This window comes from Paraburkholderia acidipaludis NBRC 101816, from assembly GCF_000684975.1.
Classification (GTDB): Bacteria; Pseudomonadota; Gammaproteobacteria; order Burkholderiales; family Burkholderiaceae; genus Paraburkholderia; species Paraburkholderia acidipaludis.
Genome location: NZ_BAXZ01000002.1, coordinates 116,545 through 132,308 on the forward strand (window position 1 = coordinate 116,545; position 15,764 = coordinate 132,308).

18 protein-coding genes and 1 pseudogene are annotated in these 15,764 nt (G+C 57.3%); 2 read left to right on the plus strand and 17 right to left on the minus strand.

All coding sequences use genetic code 11. The features are described from left to right. Position 1: 1 nt before the first annotated feature. From BAC01S_RS30015 to BAC01S_RS01595, 8 genes and pseudogenes are all read right to left on the minus strand, one after another. Entirely contained in the window at positions 2–877 is an 876-nt protein-coding gene (locus tag BAC01S_RS30015; RefSeq protein ID WP_218001600.1) for a type II restriction endonuclease, read from the minus strand. A gap of 16 nt (positions 878–893) precedes the next feature. After that, positions 894–1,238 (minus strand): hypothetical protein, encoded by a 345-nt coding sequence (locus tag BAC01S_RS35335; RefSeq protein WP_218001603.1) that lies wholly within the window; start codon positions 1,236–1,238, stop codon positions 894–896. Continuing rightward, positions 1,235–1,680 (minus strand): annotated as a pseudogene (locus tag BAC01S_RS33565) (very short patch repair endonuclease). The gene BAC01S_RS35335 and the pseudogene BAC01S_RS33565 overlap by 4 nt, the downstream one beginning before the upstream one ends. Next, entirely contained in the window at positions 1,680–2,954 is a 1,275-nt protein-coding gene (gene dcm, locus BAC01S_RS01570; protein WP_027793183.1) for a DNA (cytosine-5-)-methyltransferase, read from the minus strand. Before dcm ends, BAC01S_RS33565 begins: the two are co-directional and overlap by 1 nt. A gap of 750 nt (positions 2,955–3,704) precedes the next feature. Then, positions 3,705–4,163 (minus strand): hypothetical protein, encoded by a 459-nt coding sequence (locus tag BAC01S_RS30020; RefSeq protein ID WP_043200799.1) that lies wholly within the window; start codon positions 4,161–4,163, stop codon positions 3,705–3,707. After that, entirely contained in the window at positions 4,160–4,729 is a 570-nt protein-coding gene (locus BAC01S_RS01580) for a Panacea domain-containing protein (protein ID WP_027793184.1), read from the minus strand. The genes BAC01S_RS30020 and BAC01S_RS01580 overlap by 4 nt, the downstream gene beginning before the upstream one ends. A gap of 775 nt (positions 4,730–5,504) precedes the next feature. After that, the gene (locus BAC01S_RS34315; protein ID WP_156954271.1) at positions 5,505–6,383 is read right to left on the minus strand and encodes a hypothetical protein; all 879 of its coding nucleotides are present in this window, start codon (positions 6,381–6,383) and stop codon (positions 5,505–5,507) included. A gap of 354 nt (positions 6,384–6,737) precedes the next feature. Then, positions 6,738–7,385, minus strand: coding sequence for a hypothetical protein (locus tag BAC01S_RS01595; RefSeq protein WP_156954272.1), 648 nt, complete (start codon positions 7,383–7,385; stop codon positions 6,738–6,740). Between the two features lie 130 nt (positions 7,386–7,515). On the opposite strand from BAC01S_RS01595, the gene BAC01S_RS35905 reads away from it, so the two are divergent. Then, on the plus strand, positions 7,516–7,773 hold the full coding sequence (locus BAC01S_RS35905; RefSeq protein WP_169740085.1) for a helix-turn-helix transcriptional regulator: 258 nt from the start codon (positions 7,516–7,518) through the stop codon (positions 7,771–7,773). Positions 7,774–7,783: 10 nt separating this feature from the next. After that, entirely contained in the window at positions 7,784–8,530 is a 747-nt protein-coding gene (locus BAC01S_RS01600) for a replication initiation protein (RefSeq protein WP_043200802.1), read from the plus strand. Between the two features lie 234 nt (positions 8,531–8,764). On the opposite strand, the gene BAC01S_RS01605 is transcribed toward BAC01S_RS01600, so the two are convergent. The 9 genes from BAC01S_RS01605 to BAC01S_RS01645 form a co-directional block, all read right to left on the minus strand. Further along, positions 8,765–9,172, minus strand: coding sequence for a hypothetical protein (locus BAC01S_RS01605; RefSeq protein WP_027793188.1), 408 nt, complete (start codon positions 9,170–9,172; stop codon positions 8,765–8,767). Between the two features lie 424 nt (positions 9,173–9,596). Then, entirely contained in the window at positions 9,597–10,187 is a 591-nt protein-coding gene (locus BAC01S_RS01610; RefSeq protein ID WP_027793189.1) for a 3'-5' exonuclease, read from the minus strand. Positions 10,188–10,330: 143 nt separating this feature from the next. Then, positions 10,331–10,606, minus strand: a complete 276-nt coding sequence (locus BAC01S_RS01615; RefSeq protein ID WP_027793190.1) for a hypothetical protein — start codon at positions 10,604–10,606, stop codon at positions 10,331–10,333. A 13-nt stretch (positions 10,607–10,619) separates the two neighbouring features. Further along, on the minus strand, positions 10,620–11,156 hold the full coding sequence (locus BAC01S_RS30025; RefSeq protein ID WP_156954273.1) for an HAD domain-containing protein: 537 nt from the start codon (positions 11,154–11,156) through the stop codon (positions 10,620–10,622). Positions 11,157–11,162: 6 nt separating this feature from the next. Further along, positions 11,163–11,459 carry a hypothetical protein gene (locus BAC01S_RS34320; RefSeq protein ID WP_156954274.1) on the minus strand — a complete coding sequence of 99 codons (297 nt, stop codon included), beginning with the start codon at positions 11,457–11,459 and terminating at the stop codon, positions 11,163–11,165. Positions 11,460–11,735: 276 nt separating this feature from the next. Beyond that, positions 11,736–12,044, minus strand: a complete 309-nt coding sequence (locus BAC01S_RS01630; RefSeq protein WP_027793191.1) for a hypothetical protein — start codon at positions 12,042–12,044, stop codon at positions 11,736–11,738. Next, a complete protein-coding gene (locus BAC01S_RS01635) occupies positions 12,041–14,356 on the minus strand; it encodes a DotA/TraY family protein (protein WP_169740086.1) in 2,316 nt (771 codons plus the stop codon). The genes BAC01S_RS01630 and BAC01S_RS01635 overlap by 4 nt, the downstream gene beginning before the upstream one ends. A 248-nt stretch (positions 14,357–14,604) precedes the next feature. Beyond that, positions 14,605–14,901, minus strand: a complete 297-nt coding sequence (locus tag BAC01S_RS01640) for a hypothetical protein (protein WP_027793193.1) — start codon at positions 14,899–14,901, stop codon at positions 14,605–14,607. 63 nt (positions 14,902–14,964) lie between these two features. Further along, complete coding sequence (locus BAC01S_RS01645) at positions 14,965–15,594, minus strand: hypothetical protein (RefSeq protein WP_027793194.1); 630 nt, start codon at positions 15,592–15,594, stop codon at positions 14,965–14,967. Between the last annotated feature and the right edge of the window lie 170 nt (positions 15,595–15,764).

The following is a 15,764-nucleotide window of genomic DNA, read 5'->3' on the forward strand; positions in this document are numbered from 1 at the left end:
CTCAATTCCCTTGGCGTTCGCGAACAAGGGCAGTAAAGCTGGTCACGTCCATTAGCCATGCCTGCTGTTGCGGCGTGTATGTGTTGTGCAACCCGCGCGGCAGTACGAGCTGCAGGCGCTTAGCGGCCATCTCATCAGTCTGGTTCGTGGATATGGCCGTCTCAAGCGTCAACAAGTGTTTATTGGCGATCTTGTCCGCTTCGGCGAGCACCTGTCGCCACCGGTCTTTGCACGTCGATTTAACACCAAGCATGGTTAGCCGAAGTGGGTCGAAATCGGGATTGTGATAGGCCGCACTTCCTGGAAAGAGAAAATCCGGCTTGGCCTTGTTCTCTGTGACGGCGGTACGGGTGTACTGGATGCCGCACCCGATAAACATATGTTCGAGGTGATTTTCCAGTGCGAGGCCGACGCGACTTTTGCGCCGGTTCTGCACAGACAAGGAAAATGAAAGGAAGCCGTCCACGTCGACCGGGGCCTGTGCTTCGCCCGAAAAACCCTTCGAAAGCCTGTCCGCAATGAGGTAGCGCTCAAGCGTACGGAAAAGGATTTCCTCCCGTTCCATCCACGCCATCAGTACCGCATCCTGGTCCTCCCGCGGATCAAGGTCGTTGAGGGTCAAGCGGGCATACGCGGAAAAATCGCGGGTTTTCGGGAACACCCCGCCAAACTTTTCGAGCATGGTGTCGAGGTAAGTTTCGGCGGTCGTCTCAACGACGATGCCTATGTTTTCGAGAATGAACCGTGACGCGAACTCGATGCGGTCCTGCTCGGTTTCCAGTTCGCTCTTGACCGAGAAGCCCGGGTGCGCGAGGTCCACGAAGCCAAAGAGCCATTCAATCTGACGAGACACGCTCGACCCGTTTTCGGCGATCACAACCAGCAAACCTTCATCACGCCGTTTTGCGATGACGAAAAGGTCCCCCCTCGGCCGCGTTGAGTGACACAGTGGTTGTAGGGAAGTAAAAACGATATTCAGCGGCGCGGTGCGGCTGATCTTTCCGGCTGTCGTACAGCGTGAGAAATGCATCCTCCACGATCGGATCGGGATCTTCGTCCGTCAGGTACAGGAAGCGCGCGGGCATACGCGTTTTTTCGCTCGGACGTCCGATGAAATCCAGCATCCGCCTGGTGGCGTTGTATTCGTGCTGGTTTGAACGCGTCTCATCGGCTTCGACGGCTGAAAGGCGCTTCGCTGCAACGCCTTCGAAATACTCTGACAGGTATCCGGCTCTCATCCCCGCTGCTCCGTATATGGGTCGTCACTGCGGAGCCACGTGCGAGTCTCTCCGCGACGCCTTCGATATTCTTGTCTGCCCCTCTCAGCGCGCATTCCCAGACAACGCCCACTCGCCACCCGTCATCGAGCAAAGACTTGCAGGCCCTTGCATCGTTGCCTTGGTTGTGGGCGATTTTCTCGCGCCAGAAGTCTGGCCTGGTTGCCGGCCACTTGAACAGGGGGCAGTCGTGGCCATGCCAGAAACAACCGTGAATGAAGATAACGGCGCGGTAACGCGGGAGAACAATATCAGGTTTGCCGGGAAGATCGCGCACATGGAGACGGAAGCGGAACCCGAGCTTGTGGAGCTGCCGGTGAACAAGAATTTCCGGCTTGGTGTTGCGCCCCCGTATACCGGCCATCATCCGGCTACGGGTGGCGCTGTCCACCACATCGACCATCAGGTGAACAACGGAAGGGTGAGCGGCGTGCCGTCGCGTTCATGCGCAATTAGCGCCTGAATGGACGGAACCATTAGCCGCGCTACTTCCCTGATCACCGGCATGACGACGCTGTTTCCGAACTGCCGGTACGCTTGCGTGTCACTGACCGGAATTCGGAACTCATCGGGGAATCCCATCAGGCGGGCACACTCGCGTGGTGTCAGGCGCCGCGGGCGCTTCGACTTGCCTTGATAGACCAGGATTTCTGACCCGTCCTTGTGATATCGGGCCGACAGCGTGCGTGTGACGCTATCCGGGTACGCCATGCCAAATCCAAAACCGTTACCGGCAGCGCGATGTTTTTCCGCATACGCTTGCAGGTACTCCCACAGCTTCGGTGTCAGGGTGTATTTGGGCTGCACGATGCGCTTCTCGTGATTAAAGAAGCGATCTCCGTCGTGAGACAGAACCGGCTCGCTTCCGTCCGTCTTGTGCAGGATGGACGCGAGACGTGGTCCCTCGGTAGGGAGTTGCAGGTTGTCCCACGAAAAGCCGGTCTTTTCGCGAAAGCCGACGATGATAATCCGCTCCCGGTGCTGTGGCGTGAAATGACCACCATCAATGACCTTGCAATGCACGTCATAGCCCAGCTCATCACGCAGCGTTTCCTGAATAACCTTGAAGGTGTTGCCCTTGTCGTGCGACACGAGGTTCTTCACGTTTTCCAGCAGGAACGCCTTCGGGCGTTTCGCGGCGATGATCTGTGCCACGTTGAAAAAGAGCGTGCCCTGTGTTGTGCATTCGAAGCCATGGGGTCGGCCCAGCGAGTTTTTCTTGCTCACGCCCGCGATGCTAAAAGGCTGGCAGGGAAAGCCACCGAGCAGAACATCATGGTCGGGAACGTCTTCGAGCGGAAACGGCACGATGTCGCCTACGAACGGATGCCGGTCGCCGAAATTTTCAAGATATGTCTTTTTTGAAAAGTCGTTCCATTCGCTCGTAAATACGCAGTGACCTCCGTGGCTCTCGAATCCCATACGGATGCCGCCGATGCCAGCGAACAGGTCGATAAAGCTGAAACCGTCCTGAGTTTCGGTGCCACCACCAAGCGGCGCTGCCTGCAACAGCATGTTGCGAAGCGACGCCTCCAGCATCGTCGGGCAGCGCGTCTCACCCTTTTCCCACCGCCGAACGGTTTTCGGGTCCATACCGACGTGCTCAGCGATCTGTTTTTGAGTGAAACCCCGGTCTCGTACATGTTTAAGCAATTGGAGCGACTGGGCTTGGGTCATACGTTCCTCTGGGAATTTTTGCGGACAGTATGCCCTCAACGAGTCCCAAATTCCAGACCTCTTAAGAAAATACTTTAATTGTGAGAATTTCGCCGCGATCTGTGGTCTTTCGCACTGGGTATTGAGCTGCTGGCGGCTAGGCGCGCTTGCCGCTACTCCATGAATTTCCGAAGCGTCGACTATCCAGCGTTTTGGGTTGAATGGCAGAAATTGGCCGAATTCGCTTGTGGTCAGCCCAAAAGGTCGGGCCCTGGCGAGATTGCGTAAGAGGCATGGCCAGCGTCGCACAGCCATAAACGCCCCCGCATTGGCCGACCATCCCACTGAGTGCCAACCGCATCCGCAACGGGCTAGGGCGGCGATGGATAGAAGATTCCTCTGGGCGTTGGCTGACGGGCGTAATGCGGATTTGTTTCATTCCTGCAGCCACCTCGATCTGTATCGGCAGGCGAATGCAGCGCGGGGCGCCTGTGTTGAACGCGCCCAACACGGGAACGCTGGAGCTGTTCGATCGTGTGCAGGCTGCGGGGTCGAAAGTCTTCTAGTCGTGCATGACTAGCGGTTTGGCCGCAGCGCTGAAGCACCGCTATCTGGCAGCTGAGGTTGGCTGCAAAGATTCGGCGCGGGTGCGGGCGCTCGCCGATTCCAATAGAGGAAGAGCCAACTGGTGATGAGCGACGCCGGCGGCAACGGGAGATCAGGAGAGGGGGCGATGGCCGAACTGCGCGAGTGGCGAGTCTCAAGCGATTCTCAGCTCTGGCTTACCGCGTTGTCGTTCGCGGAGGCGTCTGGCGCTAAGCTGCTCCGAATTGCGCCCTCTTGAACGGAGGTAATGTCGTCGCAGTTCATCGCGCAAAACTGAATATCCCGGACGACGCCATCCGCCAGTAATCCGAAACGATGAATCTGGCCGGAGATAATTCGTGACGAGAGGCTGTCACTGCCGCTGACGGTCAATTCATAGAACTCGTCGAGGCAGATCCAGGTGCACACGGGGAAGCAGCATGAGCCCTGCGGTAGGTAGAACGCAGGAAATCGATTGCCAGATTGGCAGCCAAAGTCGTTACGGTATCGCGACCCTTTGGATGTCGTTTTGACGATGACGACGTTGTGGTCACTCTTCCCGAGCACGACGAGGTATTTGTCTTTTGTGGCCCCGTCGGTGAACTTGAAGTCCTTATGGAAGAGAATTTGCCCGGGCTCGATCATTCCGGGCCTTTCAGCGCTGCGATAAGGGCGGAACGCTCGTTCACAACCGATTTCATCTCTACCGCTTCTTGCTTCCGGAGTGCGTACTCATACGGAATGCGGCCGCGCTTCTTCCCTTCCATGACGTAGACCTGATTCCAAGGAAGGTTTTCGAGGTGCGTCGCTTCAATCATCTCGGTCGCGTCGGAGTTCTTAAACTCAGTCGCAAGTCGCTCAAGGATACGCAGCTCGCGCTTGGTGAAGAAACGCGGATCGAATTCGCCAAGAGGCTTGATCTGAAGCATTGGGCCGTTCTTGGTTTGGAGACTACCGAACTCCACTTTGCCGAACCACTCGCCTGCAGCGGTGTCAAGAGCTGAAAGCTCGCTATGCAAAGCCTCGGGAACCGGGCCCATCTTCCACGCTACGTAATCCATCCCGGTGACAGGCCTGCCGGTGTCCCGGAAATGCTCGAAGTCTAGGAAGTAGAGAAGCTTGAAGAGCTTGACCTTGCCGAGTTTCCTGACCTTTGTGGCAAAGTACAGCACTGCTTCGACGAGCTTCTGCCGATCATGGTTCGTTAGCATAAGTTCCCTCGCGCGCGCACTGTAGCATGTCGCGCCGGCTGAAGATATTCGACGCTGCCCCGAAAGTGGACGTTTGTGAGGCAGAGCGTACATTAAATGCGCGGAGCAAGATGCTGGCCGAGCGAAAAGTGACTCGCGATGTTGCGTTAAACTCTCGCCAGCCATGCGGAAGTTCTTTGCTGTCCGCGCCTGCAACGGAAGTCATCGTGCCCGGGCTCTCGTTGGATTGGTCGAGCCGAACGGCAGAGGCGACGCGTGGTATAAGCTCGCAGAGCGCCCGCTGAAATCGGGTCATATGGATCGGCATTGACTGATGCGAACCCAAAACGCCTACACCATGCCTACACGGAATCCAGAAAGCAAAAAGCCCAATCATGAGGACCGGGCTAAGTGCTTGATTTCTTTGGTGGGGCGTGAGTGACTCGAACACTCGACCTACGGATTAAGAGCCGATTCCCACCCGACAAATGGGCCTTTGATTCGACAGGAGTTTACAGATATGCACTTGATTTAACAAGCGTTTACCGTTGGTCAGGTGTCGCGTGTGTCGAATGCTTCGGCACGAATTCCGAAGGTTTTGCACCACTTTGCACCGCATAAAAGTGTAGGGGTCAGAACGCGATATGGCAGTCCCAGCGAACACCCCGAGCTCTTTCGGGGCAACCCGCGTGGTATCGAACCGCTGAAACTCAAGGTGTTGTGACCTCTGCCAGTGGTCAAGTCCTCCGCACAAGCCATTCTTGAAATGTAGCCCTGCTAGCGGGAGCTTGCGGGGCTACCGTCCGGCTCCATCGACTGCCGGCTGCGCAGGGACTTCTGCTGCGTTCTGAGGTGCTTGTGTTGCCGCAGCATGCTCAGTGGCTGGGGGCGGAGCCTTGCGCTTACCTCTTTTCTGCTGTTGAGCAGGCGGTGGCGGGTCACGTTGCCATTCGAGCGTATAAATGTAGCCGGGCTCGGGATTCACCACTTGGTATGCAAATGACCGCGTGACACCGTCAAATGCTACCGTCGCAATCTCTTGCTTAACTGCATGCTCGAGGTTTTCAATAGGAGTCTGTGAAATCGTCGCGAGTTGGCCGAGATGGTGCGGTGCGACTCGGTGCAGCAACTCAACACGAAAATTAACCAGACGTATTGGCTCTTCAACCTGAAGCGAAAGGTACGGAGATGCAGCTTTGTCGGAATCATCCAATGCCATCTTTATGTGGATAATTTCGACATCGTTGTAGATCCGGGCTTGCGGGAATTTGAGTCGAACGAACTTTCGGCGGTCATCCGCGATTTCACGGACGTCACCACAAGTCTGGATGTCTGATTCGATCCGCGGAGATTTGCTTCCGCTCCAGAAGAACTTATGTTCGAAGCTTGTCATTACAGGCTTCTTCACCTGGATATGACGCACCACTTCATAAGTGGCTTTCAGTCCGTCTGACGTCGTGTACCGAGCAGATGAGGAGATGGGAAGGTAGCCTTTCGGGTAGCGCCGATTCAGCACTGCGTACGAAACGCGGTAAATTTGGATCCCGCCAAAAATCGCGAGACACGCGAAGATGCCGACCGAAATCCAAGCTTTGGTTGCATCCGAGAATGCGCTGAAAATGCCAACCCCGAGGATCGTGATGACCGATCCGATGTTACTTATTATTACCCACATGTCGCACTCGATGACAGACCAATAAAAAAAGGCGCCAACGCGCCTTTTTTAGAAAAATAGGGACAAACCCTTACGTTGCATCACCGCCCATAATGACCTCCTATCTTTCGAATCTTACAAGTTAGGTACGTGGCAACTAGGTTGCCGACCTCTCAGAACGAGACGGGATCATAGCAAAAAAAAATTTTCGTCACACGCAAAATTACACATCTGGCCCGTACATCACGCAAGGCGTTCCGCACAACAACTGTACCATCTACCCAGCTGTCACACCGGGAATTTGAACAAATATTGAACAACCAATCTTGGACAGGGGTTTCCGGGCGCTAGCCGATGACGGAGTAGGGTGCATCCTCACGTTGCCGGTTCGAGGTATTCGCGTGTGAGGCCGTCATCGAAGATGCTCCACTGCGTAGCCTCGATTTGCCTGCTTAACTGGGCGAATTGCTCGATCAGCTTTGAGTTGTCGACAAAGTCGGCGACATGGTTCTCGTTAACAGGATCTTCAACCACTTGGAACAGAGTGCCGTGCTTGGTGGCTCGAATCAGGTCGGTATAGTCGGCTAGGGCCGCGAGCAGGTTCTTACGTGCCCGCTGGTAGTGCTTTTGTTCGGCCTTCATTTCCCTAAGCGCTTTGGCCAGCTCTTGGCTGTCGCCGAGGTCGAGCCCCGCAAAGCCAGCAATCGGGTGCGGGCGCGACAGTAGGCCCAAGGTGGAACGCCCTTCCAGCGAGATCTGTAGCCCGGGCTCGGGCGCTATCCAACCGCGCTTGAGCGCGACCTCGGTAATCCATTGGCGATCATCTGGACTCATCGCTCGGTCGCCAGCCTCATAGCGCGCCCATGTTCGCCCTGTCTTGCGACCTCGATGGTCAACTGCTCCGATCCCAAGTTCCGTTTCAATCTCCCACCCTTTTAGCCCGGAGCTGAGGCTGATAGTGCCTGCGAGCTTCTGCGTTGCTTCGACTTCGGCCTGGCGGGTGTCCTTGTATGGTCGGGCCAATTGATTCCCTCTAAAAATAACTGGACTTTGATTTGATGATCATAGTCCAGTTTTAATTCTCCTGTCGAATGATTAAACAGGAGGTGTCGCGGACGACATTCGAAAGGGATTCAGCGAGCTAGATCCGGACGTGCTGCTAACGGTCGACCAGTTCGCACAGGTGGCATCGTGTGGCCGTCAAGCCGTGTACAAAATGATCGAGCGAGGGTTTGGCCCAGCGGTGCTGCGCTATGGCGAAAAGACATTGCGTTTCCGCGTTCAAGACGTACGCGACTGGATTAAAAAGCAGACGGTGCCGATCGTCGCGCCAACTTCTGAGCAGACGGAACGGGCTGTAGCGCCTACGCGTCAGGGGCGGCCGCGCGAGCGCGACCGACGCAAGAGTTGACCGTCGATACATGCTGACGCGCATCCAGCGATATGACGGCCGGGAAAGGCATTTGTCTGAACGCCACGTGACGCTTCGAAACGATCTTGTTACCGCGTCGCAAGGTCTCAAGACGCTGGCAGAGCAGCGCGTTGTCAAGGCATGTGCGGCAATACTCGATAGCGTGAGGCTCGAACAGGGGCGCTATCGAATCAAGCTCACTGCGGCCGAATATGCGGAGACTTTCAGCCTCGACCTGAACACCGCCTACGAGCAACTCAAGGATGTATCGAAGTCTCTCCTGACACGGGTGATCCGGCGCGAAGAGAAAACTCAGCGCGGCCTCAAGGTGCATCTGGATCACTGGGTGAGTGGCATCACATACCACGATGGTGAGGCATGGGTCGAGCTGCGATTTAGTCACGAGGCCACGCCGTATCTGACTATGCTGAGAGGCAATCACACGACGTATCGGTTGAAGCAGGCCGCAGCCTTGAGATCGGTTTATTCGTGGCGCATGCTGGAGTTGCTTATGCAGTTCAAAGACACGGGGTGGCGTCAGATCAGTGTGGAGGAGTTCGTTAGAGCGATGGAGCCGTCACCATCCATTGCAAAAGATTTCGGGCAATTGCGCCGATGGGTCATTGAAGCCGCGGTGCGAGAGCTCGGGGACAAAGATGGTTGGTCGATCGAGTGGCAGCCGATCAAGGCCGGGCGGAAGGTGGTTGCGCTGCGCTTCGAATTCGAGCGCCACCCGCAAGGGAGACTGGATGTTTAGACCGGGCGGACTGCTGTGGATAACGCCCGGATTTTCTCAGAATTGGGCAGTGGATAGCGCCCGGTCATTCTCAGACTCTCCCGGCTTTTCTCAGCGAACGCCCGGCTTTCCTCAGAAGTCCTGCCCGGAAAGCCTTGATAGACAAGGCTCCCAGCCGCATACAAACGTCTACAAACGCTCTACAAACCGTAAATTGGCTCGCATCCACGCGGACGAAAGCCGGTGCTGATCACGTTAAGCGCGAAGGTTCGCGAGAGCTTTATCCACGCGGGCAAGATACTTGTCGAGTAGACGAATCCGATTCAGGCGGCCAAGTACTACGCAGGCAATCATATAACCGACGATCCCGACGATTGTCTGAATGAGATTCTGGAGCACCTTGCCATTGGGCTCGAACTCGCCAATCCCCACGAACATGAGATAGGCGAAAAGAAGCCCCATGAGGACCAGCAGGTTGGATTGAACAAGGTGATCCCGCTCGGCTTCCGATGCGGCTAAACCGACGTAGTAGCTCCGCTGCTTTTCGAGTCGCCTGATATTCCTTTGCTTATTCCATCCATTGAATTTCTCGTTGATACCCAAGAAACATAGGATGCCTATTACGAATCCCAATATGGTAAGGATGTTCATAAAAACGGACATGCATCACTCCTTCTTCTTCAGCGTATGGTTTGAAAACGGCGCAGCTACTCCTGTCGATCTGGAGCCAGTGTTCGCCGACTCAAAGAATAACGGCAACGAATACTGGCAGCGAGCGTGAAAGAGGTACCTAAAGAGGGGGCTTTTGTTCGTTGCTGCTGATTCGGCCGCCCAGCCGGATCGTCCGCCCTACGGGCGGCCGGCGCTCTCCCCACGCCTGCGGCGCGGGTCCCCGTGCGCCTCGATCCGGGCGCGCGGCGCGCGCGACGCCGTGATGGTTATCAACGGCTCGGCTTGCAGGGAGGAGGCAATTGGTTGGCGAGCGGCGTCGCCAATGTTCGAGTTGCGGGGAAATCAGATCAACAACAGGCAGCGGCAGCTACGGTCCTCGACTCGGCCGATATTCCTAGGTACTTGGCACGGGGGATCAACCCGTTATTGATCTCGGGGTGAGTTGACCAACAACCCACGGCATCAACCTGACGACGTTAAGCACATCATCGAGCGCACGATGATGCGTCCCGATCCAACCAAGGCCGACCAGCTCGCAGGCCTTGCGTAAACCGACTTCCTTTCCAATCCGTTGCCGGCGCGCGAAAGCACGTTTGGCGTTGACGTGTGGCAGGCCGATCGGCACCGCTGCGCCGTGGCGCTCGGCTTCGTGCAGCAGTTGTCGGGAATCCCACTCTCCCCAGCTCAACCAGCACACCGGGTCTGCCACGGTCGTCGATCGTTTTGCAGAGAAGGCCTGCAGCTTGCCGGCGACCGCGGCGAACGACGCGGCACGGTCCACGTCAGCCTGTGAGATCCCTGTCAGCTCAAGGCAGAAAGGCGTGAGCAACGGGTTCAGGACTGGCCGCACGAAAGACCGGAAGGTATCGAGCACGTCGCCGTCGACGGTGCACCAGGCAGCGCCGATTTCGATGATCTCCATCTGCCAGTGCGGCGCGTAGGCGTCGCACGTTGCCTCGAGGTCGACGACGAGGACCGGGGTTGCACGGTCGATCAACGGGAGCATGCGGGGTTCGGGTTGTTTATCTCAATTGTGGTGAAAAGCCGGGCGATGGTTGACCGCCGGTTAGAACCTGCGGGAAGTGCGGCGTCGGTTGTCGCCGGCCGCACGCATAAGTCGGAGCGGCACGCATAAATTGGGGCAAAGGATTACCGCACTGATGCGACCGGCAACAGGTCCACTGCGTTTCGCAGTTGATGCAGCATCCACCGCATCATGGCATCCCAGCCCACCGCAGTCATCGCTGTGCCGCGAGGCCCTTCACGACGGTAATCTACTGACGATTCAAGCCAGCGCAGTGCAATTGCTTCCAGCTCGAACGGCATGTCGCGGACGTAGAAAATCTCCTCGTTTTCGTGCTCGTGCATGGCGGGTCTGAAAAGATGGCCGGAATAGAGCGAGCGGATTTTCTGGTCAAGTGCCATCACAGATCTCCCTTCAAAGGCCTGCCAGCATTCTGGCGAGCCTCGATGCTTCGCGTGGGCCGAATCCGTCGTCGCCGCACAGCAGCAGGTTCGCCAGTCCCGTCGGGTAGAGTATGGCGTCGTCATCGACGGCCACCCACGCACCTTCCTCGGCGCGCGGGTGCGCCTCGAGAAAGGCCAGAATCTCACGATACCGACTGCCGGGAAGATCCTCAGCGTTCGCGATCGGCAGCACCGGCGTTACCCCTACGATGCGCGGTGCAATATCGGCCGCGAACAGCGCGCGCAGCTCGCCCAGCGTGCGGTCCTCACGCTGCGAACTGGTGATGACGACCGACGCCGCCGGCACACGACGCATGACCGCCTCGAAGCGAGGCAGATCGCGAAATGGTTGCGTATGTCGATCGTGAAGCGGATGCAGTACACCGTCGAAATCGAGGAACACGAGCGTTGACGCACCGAACTCGTGGCCGACTGCGGGCATGTCTAGCCACGTTATCAACCCGGGGTGAATCTCGCCCGAAATAGCCTTGCTGGCCTTTTTAACCATAGCCCGTTACCTTTCTTCATCAGTCGGCCACACCGGGTCGGTTGGGTCGTCGTAACGCTGTACCGATCCCAACAAGTTCCATCGCTCCGGCTGTACGGCGGTATGCAAGCCAAGCTGCCGTGCGGTTTCGACGGGCAGGCGCAGGACTACATCAACGCCGCCTTGCTTGCGCGTGTGCAGTTCGATGTTCACGCCATTCAGTTCCAGATACACGACACCTGATTCAAGCATCTCTTCATAGAAGTGCCAGGACGGTTTGTCGCCTTCGGCTTCGTGATGCGCAAGAGTCGATTTTGTGCTCATGGGGAACCTACCTGTTGGGTGTCGTGCCGAATCCGTTTCCATGATGCCGACAGGCATCGTCGAATTGCCTTCATGGGCGAGTTGATGCGGGTAGTGTGGCCCACATGAACGACAATTGGCTTCGCCCCGACTTATGCGTGACGGCTAACGTCGCCGCATCGCCCCCTTGGCGGCACGATGAAAGACGGCCAGATCAGAGTGCTAGCGTGCCCTGATTCGGCCGGACGGATCACAACCGGTTGGTCGGCTACGGTGCCGACGCATAAGTTGGGGCTGTTAGAACTGGTGCAGCAGCCACATCAAGACTGTAAGGCACATCAACCAAGGCAAGTCGCGTTTCAAGGCATGCTTCAAGGTAGGAAAGAACGCAGGCATTTTGTTTACTACTTTGAGTATTACCCATGCCACCAGCCATAACAGAGCACCTACCAGCACGACGTCCACCACCAGAAGCGCAAAAGCACCAGGCAGCGTGTTTGCCGGCAGGCGTAGCACGATCCAGAGCACGAGTCCAACCGCGAGCGCCACAAATACCCGCTTGGCGACGATGTTTTTGCCAGAAGGCGATGTTGATTGATCGCTCATGAGTTTCCTCCAGTTCGATTTTTGCGCTCCTGCTCGCGTTCGCGCTTCCTCATGTTTTCGCCTATACCGCCCTGCATGTTTTTCCCGGCGTTGATGAAAAATGCATTGGCGCGGCTCTCAATATCTCGGCCAAGGTGTGCGCCGGCCAGGTTGCCGCCGACCCAGCCGAGCACCTGGTCGGGAATGATGTGGATCAGGTTGAAGCTGGTCTGCACGACGAGGATCATCATGCCGGTGAGTACAACGAGGTACCCCACAATCGAGAGTAAACCGACGATGGAATTTCCTGCCGCGTTCGAAACGGCTGTGCCAAAGAATTTGTACAGCAGCGTACCCATGACCACGCACGCGGCCGATGCGAGGAAGAATGAAATCACCATTAGCGGCGCGCGCAGCGTGACGTTCAACAGGAACAGATAGCCGTGCTGCGTGCGCTGCCCCATGCCTTCCCCCTCGCCTTCGCCATGAACCAGCGACCACAGCGGCGCCGCAATGATGGCCTCGAGAATGACCGACAGCCAGGTCATCAGGCCGGAGAACCACGTAATGAACGGGATCAGGGGGATGTACAGCGAAAGGCCCATGCCGATCACAAGGAGGGTCGTGGCGAAGGTTTTAACGAGCTCTACGGCCTCTCCGATCATGTCGCGAAGGGCGGTAGCCTGGCCGGTCGCCAAATCGGCGGCTTTCGCGTAGATGGTGTTGCTCAAGCCATCGGCCTCCGCTGAGGCGAGGCTTGATACGCCAAGCAACGCCTGCCCTGTCACCATCAGCGTATCACCGAGGTTTTTCGCCGCGATGATCGGATCCACCATCTGCGTGCCGCCGGTGTTCTGGAACGTGAGCCACTGCATGCCGTGCAGCAAGCACTGGCCGATCGATATGTTGCCAGTCGAGCCGTCGCACACGATTTTCTGAATATAGCCAAGTGCTTTATCGGCCATCGAACTGTTCTGCCCGCCAGACGCATCTGCGCCTCCGGTATAGATGAGCTGGTGTGCCTTGGTCGCCGCCGCCTGCACTTCCAGCCAGGCTGAATCATCAGCCGTTGGCTTTGTGAACGTGAAGTTCACATGTGCCGCGTCGGCAATCGCGCCGTTCACTTCGGCGAACGTCTCGTACCACATACCCAGGCCGGCCCAGCCGGTTTGCTCCATTGACGCGAGCGCGATGCCGCTCAGCGATGACAGGTTGCTACTGCTCGCAGCGGCCTGGAGGGCCTGCGAAACCGACGTGTCGTACTGCGTGCGAGCGGCCTCGATGTCGGAAAATGGATAAGGCACAATCTCATCTCCGCCGCCGGCGTTTTTCGCTGCCAGATATTTGTTGTACCAATTGCCGGCGATCTGCTGCATGGTCGACGAGAGCTGCATCATCGCCGCTTGATGTGCAGATTGCACGTTGCTTTGAACTGCCTGGACGATCGCCTGATAGTTGACAGAGTTCACGGTGAACCCCGTCAGAGATGAGTTCGACCCAACAGTCGCCGCACTGTTGGCAAGCGATACGCCAGCGCTGCCGCATTCTGTCGGCTGCATGGGGGTGCCCAACTGGATCCCGACGTTCTGGATCACGCCCGTGCCGCCTGCGGCAATGTCCTGCGCCATTGCAGTACCGCCATCACTTCCAAGCGGTGTGCTCTGCACGATGGAGTCGGGCTGATTGTTGGGCTGGGCGGCTAGCGTATCGGCGCACAGCCACATCATGAACATGTCGTCGGCGACGGATGACTCAAGTGCGCTTGGCGTGGGCATGCCGGAGGGCGCTGCAACCATGGACGTGAACGTCGCTGTGTTTTGTACGCCAACCCCTGCCAGGAGATTGGCTCCGCCGATCGACAGGACCGTCATGAACATGTAGATGCCTTGCCCAAGCGAAAAGCCGCCGAAAATCGGCACCAGCGTGGCCGCGCCCCAGACCAGCCGTATCGGATACCAGACGGTTGAGTAGCGTTTGCCCAAAAATTCGCCTTCATGCGCCGTGGAGACGACGCCGCTCAGGATGGTGTAGGTGGTCCAGAGTGACGAAATCAGGAAGATGAACGAATTGAAGTACAGGAACAGGTTGCCTAGCAGCGTGCTCGTCGACGATGATCCGGCGCTACTGAACGGATTGGTCGAAAAGCTCCCGAAGATCTGTTGCAGCATGCCGATGCTCTGATCGGACGCCTGCGTTGCAGCGAGCAACGACGAAGTGTCCAGCGTCTGCTGGGCGGCGGCCGGTATGACGTACATCGTCGCCACAGCGACTGCGGCGCCGGTTAGCGTCTTTCTCGTGATACGCATAATGTGCGATGCCTTATAGGAATGCATGGCAATGCGCGGTAACGCGCAATGCATTGAGATACATTGCGTTCAGCGCCATCCGCCGAAAACGGCCGCGAGCAGTACACCGCAGCCAATCAGCATCGCTCGCGCTGCGGCGATACTGAATCCGAGTAGGCCACGTGCGGCGAGCTGTTTGCCTTTCCGCAACTGGTGGGACGCAGGCGATACTTCGCGAGCTTCGAGGACGCCACGGCTGTGGGTGTGTATTTTTCTCTCGTTCATAGCGGTGCCTCTCAGTTTTCAATATCGGATTCGAAGAGATCGAGCAGCCAGAAAATCCTTTGCAGCATGGCTTCATCTTCTTCCGTCATGCCGTGCTCCAGCCGCTCGTCGATCAGGCCGACGACCCCGCTATAAGCATCCTCGTCCAGGAACAGTTCACGCAACAACTGGAGAGCCCGATATGCTTCGGTGATCGACGTCTGGACCGGGATATCTGGGTAGTTGATCCGGCGAGGCCCGCGCAGGCGAAAAGGCAGGTTCGGGAACGGCACGAGGTTGGTTTCGATGGCATTGTTTTCGGTGTTCATTTTTATCCCTGTAACGATAAATTTGCGCGTGGCGTTGCCCGCTGGACCACGAATCGTTTTCGCTCAGCTGTACCTGTCGCGCCACATGCCGTGAGCACGTTCGAAGTAGTCGCGAGCCATCATGCGCTCGTCACTCCCGTTACTGCCGAAGCCGTCCGCACGCGGGCAATTTATATAGTTGTTCAGACCTGCTGCGTCGGCAATGAAACCGCGCAGCACGTCCTCGGGACTCCGTTTAACTTCCGCACAAAGATCGCAAAACTCGGGAGGAATGCCGATGGTGATATTGATCGTCTCGTCAGAGATGAATCCATTCGCGCCGGGAACGATCCCGCGTGGCGCAAGAAAGCCCTCGGGCAACACGTCGTTACGCCAACCGATAGACTCGACGTTGTAGCCATCAAAGCCAATCCCCGGCGGCTCAGGCCGCGCAAACATGTCCAGCTCATACGCGCGCCGCATGGTCTGATTGGCATAGGGTTCGAAGCGATAGAACGCGGGCGAATGCTCTGTCTCGGGCGCGAATGTCGCGACTCCGATCTTGCCGATTTCCTCGGTAATCCACGTGTCGATCATGCCGTCGCTACGCGGGTATCCTGGCAGGCGCACCGTTCCACCTTGATACTCGACCACGATTTCACCGACCGCGCTCACCTCGATCAGGCGCGCGTCGAAATATTGCGTTGCTTTCATTGGTTGCATCTCCTTTTCTGACCGGATCCCAAGATTCAGAGCCCGACGTAGGGTTTGTTTTTGCACGATCGGCCGCGTCCGGTACCGCTGCCGCCGTCTTCCCTTAGTTCGTCGCCCTGCGACTTAAGGAGCCGCCCAGCCCGCGCAGGCAAGGACGCGCCCGGAAGCCG

What these genes read in the sequence shown, in the direction of transcription:
- BAC01S_RS30020 (WP_043200799.1), bottom strand. Translation starts at nt 4,163, where the DNA reads ATGATCGAGCCCGGGCAAATTCTCTTCCATAAGGACTTCAAGTTCACC.
- BAC01S_RS34315 (WP_156954271.1), bottom strand. Translation starts at nt 6,383, where the DNA reads ATGTGGGTAATAATAAGTAACATCGGATCGGTCATCACGATCCTCGGG.
- BAC01S_RS35335 (WP_218001603.1), bottom strand. Translation starts at nt 1,238, where the DNA reads ATGAGAGCCGGATACCTGTCAGAGTATTTCGAAGGCGTTGCAGCGAAG.
- BAC01S_RS01630 (WP_027793191.1), bottom strand. Translation starts at nt 12,044, where the DNA reads ATGAGCGATCAATCAACATCGCCTTCTGGCAAAAACATCGTCGCCAAG.
- BAC01S_RS01600 (WP_043200802.1), top strand. Translation starts at nt 7,784, where the DNA reads ATGCTGACGCGCATCCAGCGATATGACGGCCGGGAAAGGCATTTGTCT.
- BAC01S_RS01640 (WP_027793193.1), bottom strand. Translation starts at nt 14,901, where the DNA reads ATGAACACCGAAAACAATGCCATCGAAACCAACCTCGTGCCGTTCCCG.
- BAC01S_RS01605 (WP_027793188.1), bottom strand. Translation starts at nt 9,172, where the DNA reads ATGTCCGTTTTTATGAACATCCTTACCATATTGGGATTCGTAATAGGC.
- BAC01S_RS01635 (WP_169740086.1), bottom strand. Translation starts at nt 14,356, where the DNA reads ATGCATTCCTATAAGGCATCGCACATTATGCGTATCACGAGAAAGACG.
- BAC01S_RS01645 (WP_027793194.1), bottom strand. Translation starts at nt 15,594, where the DNA reads ATGAAAGCAACGCAATATTTCGACGCGCGCCTGATCGAGGTGAGCGCG.
- BAC01S_RS01610 (WP_027793189.1), bottom strand. Translation starts at nt 10,187, where the DNA reads ATGCTCCCGTTGATCGACCGTGCAACCCCGGTCCTCGTCGTCGACCTC.
- dcm (WP_027793183.1), bottom strand. Translation starts at nt 2,954, where the DNA reads ATGACCCAAGCCCAGTCGCTCCAATTGCTTAAACATGTACGAGACCGG.
- BAC01S_RS01580 (WP_027793184.1), bottom strand. Translation starts at nt 4,729, where the DNA reads ATGCTAACGAACCATGATCGGCAGAAGCTCGTCGAAGCAGTGCTGTAC.
- BAC01S_RS30025 (WP_156954273.1), bottom strand. Translation starts at nt 11,156, where the DNA reads ATGGTTAAAAAGGCCAGCAAGGCTATTTCGGGCGAGATTCACCCCGGG.
- BAC01S_RS01615 (WP_027793190.1), bottom strand. Translation starts at nt 10,606, where the DNA reads ATGGCACTTGACCAGAAAATCCGCTCGCTCTATTCCGGCCATCTTTTC.
- BAC01S_RS34320 (WP_156954274.1), bottom strand. Translation starts at nt 11,459, where the DNA reads ATGAGCACAAAATCGACTCTTGCGCATCACGAAGCCGAAGGCGACAAA.